Annotated in this window: 11 protein-coding genes; 1 reads left to right on the top strand and 10 read right to left on the bottom strand. The window is 61.1% G+C overall.

From position 1 onward, the window contains the following. Window positions 1-2: 2 nt before the first annotated feature. The 5 genes from ACYZTY_RS13430 to ACYZTY_RS13410 all read right to left on the bottom strand — a co-directional run bounded on the left by ACYZTY_RS13430 (window position 3) and on the right by ACYZTY_RS13410 (window position 7,881). A complete protein-coding gene (locus tag ACYZTY_RS13430) occupies window positions 3-2,522 on the bottom strand; it encodes an efflux RND transporter permease subunit (protein WP_461958895.1) in 2,520 nt (839 codons plus the stop codon). A gap of 15 nt (window positions 2,523-2,537) precedes the next feature. Beyond that, the gene (locus tag ACYZTY_RS13425) at window positions 2,538-3,626 is read right to left on the bottom strand and encodes a WD40/YVTN/BNR-like repeat-containing protein (RefSeq protein WP_461958894.1); all 1,089 of its coding nucleotides are present in this window, start codon (window positions 3,624-3,626) and stop codon (window positions 2,538-2,540) included. Window positions 3,627-3,775: 149 nt separating this feature from the next. Continuing rightward, window positions 3,776-5,134, bottom strand: coding sequence for a DUF1329 domain-containing protein (locus ACYZTY_RS13420; RefSeq protein WP_461958893.1), 1,359 nt, complete (start codon window positions 5,132-5,134; stop codon window positions 3,776-3,778). A gap of 41 nt (window positions 5,135-5,175) precedes the next feature. Further along, window positions 5,176-7,188: a DUF1302 domain-containing protein gene (locus tag ACYZTY_RS13415; RefSeq protein WP_461958892.1), complete on the bottom strand. Its 2,013-nt coding sequence runs from the start codon at window positions 7,186-7,188 to the stop codon at window positions 5,176-5,178. Between the two features lie 126 nt (window positions 7,189-7,314). Continuing rightward, a complete protein-coding gene (locus ACYZTY_RS13410) occupies window positions 7,315-7,881 on the bottom strand; it encodes an RBBP9/YdeN family alpha/beta hydrolase (protein WP_461958891.1) in 567 nt (188 codons plus the stop codon). Between the two features lie 355 nt (window positions 7,882-8,236). On the opposite strand from ACYZTY_RS13410, the gene ACYZTY_RS13405 reads away from it, so the two are divergent. Continuing rightward, window positions 8,237-9,286 (top strand): AraC family transcriptional regulator, encoded by a 1,050-nt coding sequence (locus tag ACYZTY_RS13405; protein WP_461958890.1) that lies wholly within the window; start codon window positions 8,237-8,239, stop codon window positions 9,284-9,286. A 126-nt stretch (window positions 9,287-9,412) separates the two neighbouring features. On the opposite strand, the gene ACYZTY_RS13400 is transcribed toward ACYZTY_RS13405, so the two are convergent. The 5 genes from ACYZTY_RS13400 to ACYZTY_RS13380 all read right to left on the bottom strand — a co-directional run bounded on the left by ACYZTY_RS13400 (window position 9,413) and on the right by ACYZTY_RS13380 (window position 13,864). Next, complete coding sequence (locus ACYZTY_RS13400) at window positions 9,413-10,423, bottom strand: YeiH family protein (RefSeq protein WP_461958889.1); 1,011 nt, start codon at window positions 10,421-10,423, stop codon at window positions 9,413-9,415. Then, window positions 10,420-10,746 carry a Rieske (2Fe-2S) protein gene (locus tag ACYZTY_RS13395; protein ID WP_461958888.1) on the bottom strand — a complete coding sequence of 109 codons (327 nt, stop codon included), beginning with the start codon at window positions 10,744-10,746 and terminating at the stop codon, window positions 10,420-10,422. The genes ACYZTY_RS13400 and ACYZTY_RS13395 overlap by 4 nt, the downstream gene beginning before the upstream one ends. Continuing rightward, the gene (locus ACYZTY_RS13390) at window positions 10,743-11,405 is read right to left on the bottom strand and encodes a DsbA family oxidoreductase (RefSeq protein WP_461958887.1); all 663 of its coding nucleotides are present in this window, start codon (window positions 11,403-11,405) and stop codon (window positions 10,743-10,745) included. Before ACYZTY_RS13390 ends, ACYZTY_RS13395 begins: the two co-directional genes overlap by 4 nt. Next, window positions 11,402-12,721: an MFS transporter gene (locus ACYZTY_RS13385; protein WP_461958886.1), complete on the bottom strand. Its 1,320-nt coding sequence runs from the start codon at window positions 12,719-12,721 to the stop codon at window positions 11,402-11,404. Before ACYZTY_RS13385 ends, ACYZTY_RS13390 begins: the two co-directional genes overlap by 4 nt. Window positions 12,722-12,811: 90 nt before the next feature. Beyond that, window positions 12,812-13,864: a beta-keto acid cleavage family enzyme gene (locus ACYZTY_RS13380; RefSeq protein WP_461958885.1), complete on the bottom strand. Its 1,053-nt coding sequence runs from the start codon at window positions 13,862-13,864 to the stop codon at window positions 12,812-12,814. Window positions 13,865-13,867: the final 3 nt, after the last annotated feature.

The following is a 13,867-nucleotide window of genomic DNA, read 5'->3' as shown; positions in this document are numbered from 1 at the left end:
GCTTACTCGGAAGTCGTCAGGGCATGGGGCATGCCGGGACGTTCAGTGGTTTCGAAGTTGTCGGGTGCCGTGACAGGCCCACGTTCGGATGACCGCTCGCGCAGCAGAAAGTAAGAAAGGGCCGGGATCAGAATCAGCGCGCCCAGCATGTTCCACAGGAACATGAAGGTCAGCAGGATGCCCATGTCGGCCTGGAACTTGATCGGCGACCAGACCCAGCACACCACGCCTGCCGCCAGGGTGATGCCGACCAATCCCACCACCCGACCGGTAAACGACACGGCGTTGCGGTAGGCCTGAGTCAACGGCAATCCCTGGCGCTGGTAATGCAGCTGCACGCTGAGCAGGTATAAGGCGTAGTCGACGCCGATCCCCACCCCCAGTGCGATCACGGGCAGGGTCGCGACCTTCACCCCGATACCCATGGCGACCATCAGTGCCTCGCAGAGGATCGATGTCAGGACCAAGGGCAACAGGGCGACCAGCGTGGCACGCCAGCTGCGGAACGTGATCAGGCAGAACAACGTGACCGCCGCATAGACGTAAAACAGCATGGTGTGATTGGCCTCGCGCACCACAATGTTGGTCGCTGCCTCGATCCCCGCCGACCCGGCCGCCAACAGGAACTGGCGCTCATCGCTGTTGTTCTCACGGGCGAATCGTTCGGCGATTTCCACCACAGCATCCAGGGTCTCGGCCTTGTGATCCTTGAGGAAGGTAATCACCGGCATCAGCGAACAATCGGTGTTGAACAGCTCCGGGGAATTGACCGAGGCCTGTTGCGCGGCGTAGTTCAGGACGTCCTGGTTGCGCTGGATGCTGTTGAGCTTGGGATTACCTTCGTAGGACCCGGCCGTGATCTGGCGCACCGCATTGACCAGCGACGCCGTCGCTTGCACCCCCGGGCTCTGTTGCAGTTCCCAGGCCAGACGATCGGCGAGGATCAGCGTCTTGTAGTTCAGGCAGCCTTCCGGTGCGGTCTTGATCATCACCGCGAACAGGTCGCTGGACAGTGCGTAATGGCTGGTGATGTAGGCGTTGTCACGGTTATAGCGAGAATCGGCGCGCAGCTCTGGCGCACCGCTTTCCAGGTCGCCAATCTTCAATTGCAGGCTGACCATGAAGCCGCCAACGCCCATCAATACCGCGACCAGCACGGCGCCCGTGGCCCACTTGGCCGTGGTGAAGCGGTCGAGAAAGTCCCACAGTTTGCCGAAGCCCTTGTGCACATCGGCGCGGGAATCGATTTTCAGTGCGCGTTCGGCCGCCTTGGCACCGACACCGACGTAAGACAACGCGACCGGCATCAACAACAGCGAGGTGAAAATCAATACCGCCACACCGATACTGGCGGTAATGGCCAGGTCGCGGATCACCGGGATGTCGATCAGCATCAGTACCGCGAACCCGACGGCGTCGGCCAACAGCGCGGTGACCCCGGCAATGAACAGGCGGCGAAAGGTATAGCGGGCGGCAATCAGCTTGTGGGTGCCACGGGCGATGTCCTGCATGATCCCGTTCATTTTCTGCGCCGCGTGGGACACACCGATGGCAAAGATCAGGAACGGCACCAGCACCGAATACGGATCGATGGCATAACCCAGCCAGGCGACGATGCCGAGCTGCCAGACCACGGCGATCAGCGAGCAGCCGACCACCAGCAAAGTGCTGCGCACACAACGGGTGTAGGCGTAAATAATGACCAGCGAAGTGACCACGGCCAGGCCGAAAAACATCATCACCTGGATCAAGCCGTCGATCAGGTCACCCATCAATTTGGCGAAACCGATCACTCGGACCTTGTACTGGCCCTTGCCCTCCTCCCCTGACTTGCGCGCGGCGCTGTCACCGGCGAATTCGATCTGGTCGCGCAATTGCTCTTCGAGCACCTGCGAAAAGGCGTGGTAGTCGATGCGCTTGCCGCTGGCCGTGGCCTTGTCCAGCAACGGCACGATCAGCATGCTCGACTTGAAGTCGCTGGCCACCAGACTGCCGACGATGCCGGCGCGGGAGATGTTCTGGCGCAACTGTTCGATTTCTTCCGGCTTGCCCTGATAGGTATCGGGCATCACCGGGCCACCCTGGAAACCCTCTTCGGTGACTTCTGTCCAGCGCACCGCCGGGCTCCACAGCGACTTCATCCACGCACGGTCGACGCCTTCGGTGAGGAACAAACGGTCGTTGACCTGTTTGAGCACGTCCAGGTAACCGGGGTCGAAGATATCGCCCTGGGTGTTCTCGACCACCACCCGCACCGAGTTACCCAAACCGCGCAACGACTGGCGGTTTTCCAGGAAATTCTTGATGTACGGCTGACTCTGCGGAATCATTTTTTCGAAGCTTGGGCGCAGCTCCAGGCGCGTCGCGGCCATGTAGCCCAACACCACGGTAGCCAGCGCCATCAGCAGCATGAACAGCGGCCGGTAGTTGAACACCAGCCGTTCCAGCAGGTTGCCGGATTGGCGGTCAAAGTCCCGCAGATCGCGGATCACCGGCATGGCATCTTGTTTGATATTGCCCATGTCTGGGTTCTCGCTCTAAAGGTTCGGGGACTTGTTCACGGACAAAGTCCGCACACCACGGCTGCCAACCACCACCAGCGCACCGTCGGTGGAGCGCGCGACGCCCGTGACCGGTGCCGGTTCGATTTGCTGCATGAAGCGCATTTGCGCGCCGCTGCCCTGGCTGACCAGCCTCTGTCCGCCCTGGGTAAACAAGCGGTAATTGCCCTGAGCATCGATGATGCCGGCGGTGATGCTGACGTGCAGGCCGCTGTCCAGTGCTGCCCAGCTTTGGCCGCCATCCGTACTGCGCAGCACATTGCCGCGCAGGCCGTAGACCAGCACTTCGCCGGGCTTGCCGAGAACGCCAAAAAAGCTCCCTTGATAGGGTGTCTGCACGGCGGCGAAGCGTTGCCCGATGTCATCCCACTTAAGCAACAGGCCCTGCTCTCCGGCGATGTACAGCGCGTCGCCGGTTGAAGCGATGGCGTTGAGGTGAAAGTTCTGCGGGTTGTCGGTGCGATCCTGGAGAGGCGTCCAACTCTGGCCGCCATCCTCGGTGCGCAGGATCAAGTTGAACACCCCGACCACATAGCCGACGCGATCGTTGGCAAACCAGACATCGAGTAAGGGTTTGTCGGCGCCCTGCTCCGCCAGGCGTTCGCCTTCGGCGACCAAAACCGGCCATTGCTGGTTGTCGGGTTCGGCACTGGCCAACGCTTGGTAATGCTTGACCAGCAAGGCACCGATTTCACGACCGTCCAGCTGCTTTCGCCAGGTCATGCCGGCGTCATTGCTGTGCAACACCACGCCGTCGCCACCCACCGCCCAGCCGTCTGTGGCTGAAGGAAAAGTCACGGCATTGAGATCAGCGCTGACCGGCACCGCAGCCTGTTGCCAGTGCTTGGCGCTATCGTCGGAAAAGACAATATGGCCACGCTGGCCGACGGCGATCAGGCGGTCGCCTGCGCGGGCCAACCCGGATAACGGGCTGCTGATCGCCAGGGCACTGGCCTTGGCCGGCAGATCCAGCACGTCGACGTAAGTGGATGCGTGACCCAGGCCCTGCAACATCGCAAGCAGTGCGCCAAGCGCCAGCTGCAGGTAATTTTTGTACAAGCACATACCGCGTCCTCTTCGGAAAAACGCGCCAGAACACACATCCGTGTGCCCGACGTTCAAACCCCGCACCCGCAACGATCGGCATGCGCCGACCGTTGTGCGGTCACGCAGCCTTGCAGCGGCGGACCGAACGGACGATTTTCTCGGTTTGTTTAGCGAATCCCGCTACCGGCCAGGGATTCCGCCGACCATTGCGCCTTGGAAAGCGGATCGATGTACTTGATGCCGCCGTAAGGCCCTACGACACCGTTGATGTTGTACGAGCCGCCGACCAGGTCGTAGATCATGAACGGCGTGGAGTCCGGGACCTGCTTGTCGTAGCTCTGGCTGAGGAAGGCGAAAGAGCCACGGTACAGCTGACCACGGGCGTCGTACTGGTCGGAGGCCACAGCGGTCCAGCTGTCTTCGTCCAGGTAGAAGCGGCGCTTCTGGTAAATGTGACGGGCGCCGGCCTTGAGGTTGCCCTCGACCACCCACACGCGGTGTTTTTCCCAACGCACGTAATCCGGTGCCAGGTGATTGGCCGTGGTCAGCGACTTCGGATCCTGGGCGTAGGTCAACTTGTAGGTGTTGTAGGGCACGATCATTTCCTGCTTGCCCACCAGCTTCCAGTCATAGCGGTCCAGCGCACCGTTGAACACAAAAACATCGTCGTAGGTGCCCGCGCCGGCGGTGCCAGGGTTAGGCGTGTCGTAGGCCAGGTTCGGCGCCAGCTTGACCCGGCGCTGGCCAGGCAGGTATTGCCAGGCGCGGCGCGGTTGCTGCAGTGGGTTGGCGGCGTCTTTGAGCATCACCGCTTCGCCGGCCCGACGTGCAGGGCCGGTGTAGGACAGCTTCATCTGGTAGTACACATCGTCGCTGCGGATCGGCTGTGTCAGGTTTTCATAGATCGGATAGGAGATGTTCGCCTGTCCGGTGATCGCCAGGCTCGGCACGCCAGCGGAGTCGACGTTCCAGGAGTCGTACTTGGAACTGATGTTGACGCCCTGATAACGCAGCAGGAAGTTCCACATCGCTTCATTGCCAGACTGCGGGATCGGAAATGGCACGCCAGGCAGTACGTTGTCGATGGCCAGCCCGCCTTCGAGAGACTTGGCGCCAGTGGCATTTTTTACCCCGTTGTCCAGCACGGCCTTGGGCAGTGTGACGGTGCGATGAGTCGGGTAGACGTTGACATGGAAGCTGGGGAAACGCTTGGCCAGTTCTACCGTGGTCGCGGTCAGCGCGCCCTTGTATTGGTCGACGTTCTTGCCGTCGATCACCAACAGAGGTTTCTCGTCGGCGAAAGGGTCCGGGCGCATGCTGTCACCGGCCTTGAACGAAGCTGGTGGCGTGGTCAGGCCGCCGGTGTAGGCGGGAATCGAGCCATCGGCGTTCCCGGCTTTTTCAGCGCCGACCAGCGTCAGGCTGCTGCCCAGCTTTGCGGCTTCGCCTTCGGATACAGCGGCCTGTGCCTGGGCGGCGATGGCCATGGCCAGTGATGCGGCCAACACGGTGTGCATGAATTTCATCTTGTTATTCTCCTGCTTGCGCTGAGCAAGCCAGTGGTGAATCAAAAGGTGGTTTTCATCGTCAGGTAAACAGCGCCACGGTCCGCCGTGGTCGCGCCGCCACCTGAAAATGCTGAGTAACCACCGGCGTAACACGCGTAGTTTTCATTACCGCTGAACGCGTTGGGTGTGGAACCGTCACCGCTGCTGGCGTTGGCCGCGCCAGTGCTCGAACCGCTGACGTTGCACTTGTCGGTTTTGCCGAAAGCGTCCACGTACTTCAGATCGACGAAGTACTTGTTGTACACAACGGCACCGATGCCCACGGCATAGTTGCCCGTGTCTTTGGCACCGCCACCGGAGACCGGTGACACGCCGTCGAGACCGACGTTGACGGACATCGGCGCGTTGAGATCGACGCCGGGGAACACCTGATACCAGGTCGGTGTGAAGTTGATCGCGAGGCCCCAGTTGTCCCGGGTCGGCGCGTCGATACCGCGATAGGTGTCCTTGCCTTTGTAGAGTGCCTCGTTCTTGCTATCGAGCTTGAGCAAGTTGCTGTAATACAGCTCGGCCAGCAGGGTCGCCGAATCGAACACCGGGGTTTTCGGCAGGGTCATCAGGCCGTTGAGCGTCCAGTGCAACGTGTCACCGGTGGCGCCCATGCTGTCGCCCTTTTCCGGGGTGTCATAGATCACGCCAGTGGCGGCCGTGCGCGCCGGCAACAGTCCCAGGCCGGCGCCCAATCCCAGTGGGCTCGTCGAGCTGACAATCGCCGGAATACTCGCCAGCGGCATGTTGTGACGTATGTTCAGGTCCGACCCCACGCTCACACCACCGACATCTTTGGAAAGGCTCAAGCCGACGATGTGAATGTTGTCCGCATACGCCAGTTGATAAGTGCTGGTGCCCAGCGAGTTGAGCGTGTTGACGACAGCAGGCACTTGCCCGGCCGGACGCGTTCCGTTCGGGTTGGCCGACGTCAGTCCGGTGGCGTTCAGCCAGGCTTGCGGCAGGATTTCCGACGTGTTGCGGTAGTAAACGCCGAGGGTGCCGTCCAGCCAGGCAGGCGACCACTTGGCCATGACGCCCCAGTCGCCGCGTTTGTCCGGCGTCAGGTCATGCCCCCGACGCACGTTGGTCAAACCATTGCACGGCGCCAGACCACAGCCCAGCGGGCTGCCTGGAACCACGGAGTTGGTGTTGCCGAGCAGGAACGACTGCGCACCGAAACCGACGAGGTCGGAACCGCCATAGTAGGTGCCGGCTTCCGGCAGTCGGGCGGCATCCCAGTCGAGGAAATACTGGGCTCCCACTGTCAGTTCGGGATTGATGGTGAACGACATCGACAGCTGGTTACGCGGGACGAACAGCTCTTTGGCTTCAGTACCCGGCGACGCGGCGAGTTTGGCCAGGTCGAGGCCGGACTGGCCGTAGCTGACCGAGTGCACCGGATTGAGAAGGGTCTCGCCCCAGAACACGTTGTGCTGGCCAGCCTTGACGCTCAGCAACGACTCCTCGCCCACTTCGGTGCTGTAGAACACGAAGGCATCAAGAATTTCGCCGGAAGGACCGGTGTAGTAACGCTGGGCGTAGTTGCTCAAGTGCGGGCTGCCATTGCCCACGTTGTCACCGGTGACGCCGGCAAGACGCGGATCGTTGGCAACCAGGCCCGAGCGTGCATCGTTGCCGTTGACGAACGGGTTGGAATTCGAACCGGTGTTCTCATACGCCTTGTCGTACCAACTGGCGGCGCTGACACGAAAACCCATGTGGTTCTGGTAGACCACATCCATCTCGGTCAACAGGTCGACACGGTTGGTGATGTTGGTGCCGGACCTGCGAAAGTTGTAGTCACCGTCGTTGTTGTTCGGTGTTCCCAACAGGCGCTTGTCGGCGCTTTCAGTGCGCACACCGTAGTTGTACTTGACGGTGTTATCCAGACGCGCGGTCCAGTCCGGGTTGCCGGTGTCGAGCTCTATCGCCTGGGCGACTGGCATGCTTGCAGCCAGAATGGCCATCGCCAACACGCTGTAAGACGATGGTGCGAACCCGTGACGCTTGGTGTTGTGCATTGCGTTGTCTCCGCCTTTTTGTATTTGTTTTAAGCGCAGCTTCCCTCACGCACGCCCTTGTTCCAGGGGTTTGCGTTTCAGGAATGAGGGTAAATGCCGGCAGGCTTGCGCCAGCCGACGCCTGAACTAGCGATCCAGCTCTTGAATCAGGGCTTCGGCTTGCGGCCAATGTCCATAACCTGCTGCCGGATTGAGATGGCCAACTTCGCCCAGATTGAGCAGTTCGCTACCCCAGCCGTCTGCCATGCGCGTCACAGCGTCAAGGCTGGCGAGATGATCGTTGGTGCTGCCGACCACCAGGCTGCGAAATGGCAGCGGGCCAGTCGGCAGAGGATCCCAACCATTGGTGCGCAGGGACTCGGCAGACGGGTAGCCTTGCGGCCACTGGGCATCGAGGTCCGGCGGCGCAGCCAGCAGCGCGCCTTTGATTGGATGGCTGTGCGTTGCTGCCCAGTGCGCGACCATCAACACGCCGGCACTGTGAGCCACCAGAATCACCGGGCCATCGATCTGCGACAGTTCGTGCTGGATCGCCTCGACCCGCTTGCCGCAGTCGAGCTTGTCGGTCTGAAGCGGCGGCACACTGCACACTTTGCACAGTCTGGCTTCAAGCAACGTTTGCCAATGCTCGGCAACGTGCTCGCGCAGGCCCGGTACGATCAGAATGGTTGCGGCAGTTTGCAGTTTGTCCACGTCAACACCTTCGCTTTCACGGTGACTCGACTGACTCTGTGGTCAGCGCTTTCTTGTAGGACTGACATTAAAGAGCGCCCACCCCAAGCGCTTTTCATTGGACGTCATGCACTTTTCTTTTGATGACACGTTGGGGGGTGCTGGACGGTGCACGACCGCTGGTCAAAAAATCCCACAGGTCCGTTGCAGGCCGCTGTAATCAATGGATGCAGGCCGACTGACGCGTTTGAATATGATGTTTGCGGGCTGCGCAGGCGCGCCGTCGTCGATGACATCGCAACTGTTCAAGTGACGAAGTGCTGGATATAGTCGCCACGCTGATTTCCACCGCAACTGGCCCAGGAAGGTCCTTCGCATGACCAAGCTCGTTCGCGCCGCTGTCTTGACCAACTACCTGGAGGTCACTCAGTACCTGTCGTTCAACCCGCGAGATGTACTGGCAGCCGTCGGCTTGAGCAAGGCCCAGCTGCAAGCTCCTGAACACCGGATCCCTATTGATTCCGCCGTGCGGCTGCTGGAAGACTCGGCGGCCGCCAGCGGTTGCCAGACCTTCGGCCTGGGCATGGCCGAGTCGCGCCAGCTTTCAGACTTCGGCGTGGTCAGCCTGCTGCTCAGCCATCAGCGCACGCTGCGTGAGGCTTTGCAGGTGGTGGTGAACTACCGGCACCTGATGAACGATTCGCTGGCCATCTTCATTGAAGAGGCTGGCAAGATGGTGATCATTCGCGAAGAGGTGGTCACCGAGAGCCCCATGCCCAGCCGGCAAGCCAATGAGCTGGCGATCGGCGTGATGTTCCGGCTGTGCGCGGCCCTGCTCGGTTCACACTGGCATCCGTACAGCGTCAATTTCACTCATCAGCCCCCCGACAACCTGCAACTGCACCGTCGCCTGTTCGGCTGCACGCTGGAGTTCGGCAGCGAGTTCAATGGCATTGTCTGTTCCAACGCCAGCCTCGACATGACCAACCCCCATGCCGATCCGGCCATGGCGCGCTACGCCCAGAGTTACCTCGACTCGTTGCAGAGTCACGAAGGCTCGTCAATGCTGTTCGAGGTGCGTAAAGCCATTTACCTGCTGTTGCCCATGGGCCGCGCCACCATCGAGCAGATTGCCCAAAGCCAGGGCATGAACGTTCGAACCCTTCAGCGCCGGCTCAAGGACGATGGCTGCGCCTTCAACGACCTGATCAACGACGTGCGCCGCGACCTGGTGTTGCGCTACCTGGAAAACCCGAATTACTCGCTGGGCCGTATCGCCGACATGCTCGGCTACTCGATGGCCAGCTCCTTCACGCGCTGGTTCATCACCCAGTTCGGCATGCCGCCCGCCGTCTGGCGCGCCGCGCAAAAACAGCCAAAGGCACCGACCCCGCCGACCACCCTGCCCGACCCCGCCGACTCCTGAACACCCACAAGTACCTTCAACAAAAAAAACGGCGGCTGCTGGTGCAGTCGCCGCAAAGAACCGGTGTTTGTGACACCGGTCGGAAGCCTCGTTACGCTAGGAGTAAACGTAACAAGGCCCTGCCATTCAAGCCCCCCAGTGCAGCAACAACAGCACCAGTACGACGAGGAAGATCGTCTCTCCCACCATCAATAGAATCGGTTTGATACCCACTGACGCCAGCTCCTTGAGCTGGGTTTTCATGCCCAGGGCGCTGATCGACACCACCAGGCACCAACGCGACAACTCATTGACCGAACTCTGCACGACTGGCGCCACCCACCCGGTGCTGTTGATACAGGCCAGCATCAGAAAGCCGACGGCGAACCACGGCAACAGCGGCGGCCGCTTGCCGGTGGGGTCGGCGCCCTGCATTCGGGTGATCATGGCCGCGGTGACGATCACCGGCAGCAACATGGCCACGCGCATCAACTTGACCACCGTGGCCGTGTCGCCGGTCTCGGTCGACATGCTGTATCCGGCGCCGACGACCTGGGCGACATCGTGGATGGTGGCCCCGAGGAACACGCCGGCCACCCGGGGCGACAACGACAGCCAGTTGGCGATCATCGGATACAGGATCATCGCCAGGGTCGACAGCGCCGACACCCCGATCACCGTGAACAGCGTGGCGCGTTCTTTTTGCGGATGGTTGGGCAGTGCCGCCGCCAGCGCCAGGGCCGCCGATGCACCGCAAATCGCCGTTGCGCCACCGGTGAGCATGCCGAACAGACGCTGGAACCCCAGCGCCTTGGCCGCGACCACCGACACGCCGATGGTCACCACCACCAGAATCACCACCAGGGCAACGGGTTTCCAGCCCAGCGCAGCCATTTGTTCAAGGGTAATGCGCATGCCCAGCAGTGCCACGCCGATGCGCAACACACTGCGTGCGGTAAATTCGATGCCGGCCTTGCAAGGGCCATCACCGGCCAAAAAATTCAGCGCCATGCCCAGCAACAAAGCAAACAACATGACTGGGGCACCGTAGTGCTCGGACAAAAACGACGCGGCGGCCGCCACGATCAGACTGACGATAAACCCCGGGGCCAATTCGCGCGTGCGGCTATGGATACGGGTAAGAGCGATGGCGCTCATGGCGCGGACTCCTCGGGAACAATGACGATGAACGCCTGGCCGTTGATGATCTCGACCGGGTAGTTGTTGACTTTGACCTGCCTGGAATTGAGCAGGTAGCCGCTGTGCAGATCGAAACGCAAACCATGGGCGCAACATTGAATCACCCGCCCCTCAAGACGCCCGCCACACAGCGAGGCGCCCTGGTGGGGGCAACTGTCGTCGATCGCGAACAGGTGCCCGTCGACGTTGAACAACGCCAGGCTTTTGTCTTCGAACTCGAACAGCGCACGGCCACCGGCCTGCGGGTGTTTGCCGGCAGGTACGGGAATGCGCCGGGTCATGCCGGTTGCCGCTCGCGCTGACTTTCCTTGAGTGCTTCGTGCATGGCCCCGAGCAGCGCCTGCGCCGGCTGTGCACCGATCACCGTCATGCGGCGATCGAACTGGAAACTCGGCACGCCACTGGTCGCGTTGGGGGATCCTGCAAATGGCGTGGCGTCGCCCGTCAGGCAATCGAGTAGTGCGTCGGCATCGACGCCGCAGGAGCGGGCAATCGCAAGCAAGGTCTCGCGGCATCCAAGGTTTTCGCGTTTGCGGAAATAAGCGGCGAACAGCCGTTCGAGCAACATTTCACGCTGGGCAGCATTGCCCAGTTCGCTGACTCGCTCGAACAGGCGATGGGCGTCTGCGGTGTTGGGCATCGTCTCGATCTGGCTGAGGTCGATGGTCAGTCCAACCGCCGCGGCAGCCTGTTGTACCTGGGCCTGACGCATGGTCATGGCGTCGGCATTGCCCAGGCGCTTGCGGTAGAAATCGGCGAAGGGCTCACCTTGTACCGGCAACTGAGGCAACAACTGCACGCCATGCCACACCGTAGTGATCTGCACATCCGGATGGCGACTGCGAAACTGTACCTTTGCATGCTCCAGTTGGCGTTTGCCGATCAGGCACCAGGGGCAGATAAAATCAAAAAAAACATCAATATCTAAACGACGACTCACAACTTCACCTCTAACCCGGCTTGACTGACGGTGTCAGGCACGCGCTGACCCTGAAGACGGGCAATATCTTTGTGGTAGTGACACTTGGCGTAAAAGAACACGGCCGCCGCCGCGATACTGACCAGCGGCACCAGTTGGAAAGCGGCATGCAGGCCGATGAGGTCCGACACCCTTCCTGTGATGAACGGCCCCGGCGCCAGTCCCAGCATGTTGTTGGCCAATGTCAGCGTGGCGAAGGCCGTGCCATGGACCGAGTAATGGGTCAAATTGGCAACCATCGCCCCGGCGGGGCCCGTGGTGCCGGCGGCGATCAGCATGCCCAGGCAAATCAGAGCCAGTTGCAAAGGCCCTGCCGTGAGCGCGAACGCCGCCGACAGCAGCACGCAACTGCCCAGACAATAGGCAATGGCCAGGGCGACCTTGCGCTCCGGCGACTGGCGACATAGCCGGTCACTGAGCATGCCGCACAGGATCATCCCCGCACCGCTGCACAGCACAATGATCGCCGCGACACCGCCCGCCTTGTCCGTCGCCATGTCGTAATAACGATTGAGGTAACTGGGCATCCACACAATCACGGTGCCACCGACAAACAATTGCAGCCCACTACCCACGTAGGTGGCAATCACTGAAGGGCTGGACCACAACGTGCGCAACGGACGCTTGACCGTCGCAACCGCCTTGTCCGCGACGCGTTTGGGAGCGATGCGTGCTTCCTTGACGATGATCGGATAAAGCACCGCCAGCAGCAGGCCGAACAGCGACATGCCGGCAAACGACCAGCGCCAGCCCAACTTGGCGGCGATTGCCCCGCCCAACGCCATGCCCAAAACCGAACCGAACATGCCGCCCGCCATGAAGGCGCTGGCCAGCGTCGCCCGCAGGTGTTTGGGAAACACTGAAATCACCACGGCGATGCCGACGCTGCCGTATGCGGCTTCACCGACTCCGACCATGAAACGGGCAATGAACATCTGCTGATAGTCCTGCGCCAGCGCACAGCCCAATGTGGCGATGCTCCAAAGCAGCGCCATCAACGCCAGGCTCTTGACCCGACCGAAACGGTCCGCCAGCAAGGACAGAGGAAATGTCAGCAAGCCCACCATCAGGGCGACGATGCCGCTGAGCAGGCCCAACTGGCCGTCACTCAGGGCCCACTCGCCCTTGAGCATCGGAAATACGGCGTTGAGCACCTGGCGCGACATGTAATCGGAGATCAACAGGCCGAACGTCAGCGCAAAGACGATCCAGGCATACGGGCGCGCAACAGCGACGGCACAGTCGTCATCGTCTGCGGCGATTGGGTGAAAGGCCATTCAGCCTCCTCGAATCTCTGTTTTATTGTTGTTATCGAGCGTGTAGCCAGTCAGCGAGCGGGAGGCCATCGACCTCCCTCTCACCTTCGGTCAGCCGCGTTGTGGCACGCCTTTCTGTCCAGCCTTGCGGTTGGGGGCCATGCCGTTGGCCAGCAATGTTTCTTCGATGCTTTGGTACTGCACACCGATGCGGTAGATCTCACGAGCTTCCTTGCCGCTGGCGATTTCACGACCCAGTTCGTGGGCAATGCGTACGGTTTGCTTGATCTGCGCCACGGAGCCGAAACGGTCACCCTTGTGATCAATGATAGTGTCTTCATTGCCTACGCGCGGGTGCATACCCATGGCCATCGACATGGTGTTAAACGGCATGACGTTCTTGAGTAGCGACTCGGAGGTCAGGGTGCAACCGTCCGGCGCGCGGTGAATGAAGTTGAAGAAGTTGAACGGGTTGGGGCCATCGAAACCGCCACCGATACCGATCCAGGTCAGGTTCAGCGGTCCCATGTACACACCCTTTCGCACCAGACGCTCAAGCGTCTCCATGGCGTGCATGCCGGTCAGCTGAAAATGTGGCTGCACGCCAGCGGCTGTCAGGCGTCGCAAGTGCTCTGCAACCCACGCCGGGCCCGCCGGCACGGTCATTTCGCTGTAGGCGGCCTGATAAAGCGGGTTCGCCAGGGACGTGCCTTCCAGGTATTCCGGGTACAGCAGTTCCATGATGTTCATCTGGGTGGTGTTGATCGCCACCGTCACCTGATCAGGCTTGGGCGTCAGCTCGGCCAGCATGTGGCGCGTGTCGTCCGACAGCCACTTGGCCGCTTCACCGTCGCTTTCAGGGGCGAAGGAAATCGAACCGCCGACCTGGATGATCATGTCCGGAACGGCTTCACGCACGCCGGCGATCAGTTCGTTGAACTTGGACAGGCGCTTGGAGCCCTTGCCGTCCAGCTCACGTACATGCAGGTGCAGGACGGTGGCCCCGGCTTCATAGCAATCGACCGCTTTCTGCACCTGCTCATCCATGGTCAGGGGGATGTCTTCAGGAAAATCTTCCGGCATCCATTCCGGGCCGTACGGGGCCACGGTGATGACCACTTTTTCCATGTTTTCCGGGTGCAGGGAATCGTCAAAAAATTGCATGAG

This window comes from Pseudomonas sp. LB1P83, from assembly GCF_054897885.1.
This window is presented reverse-complemented; position numbering and strand designations above follow the sequence as displayed.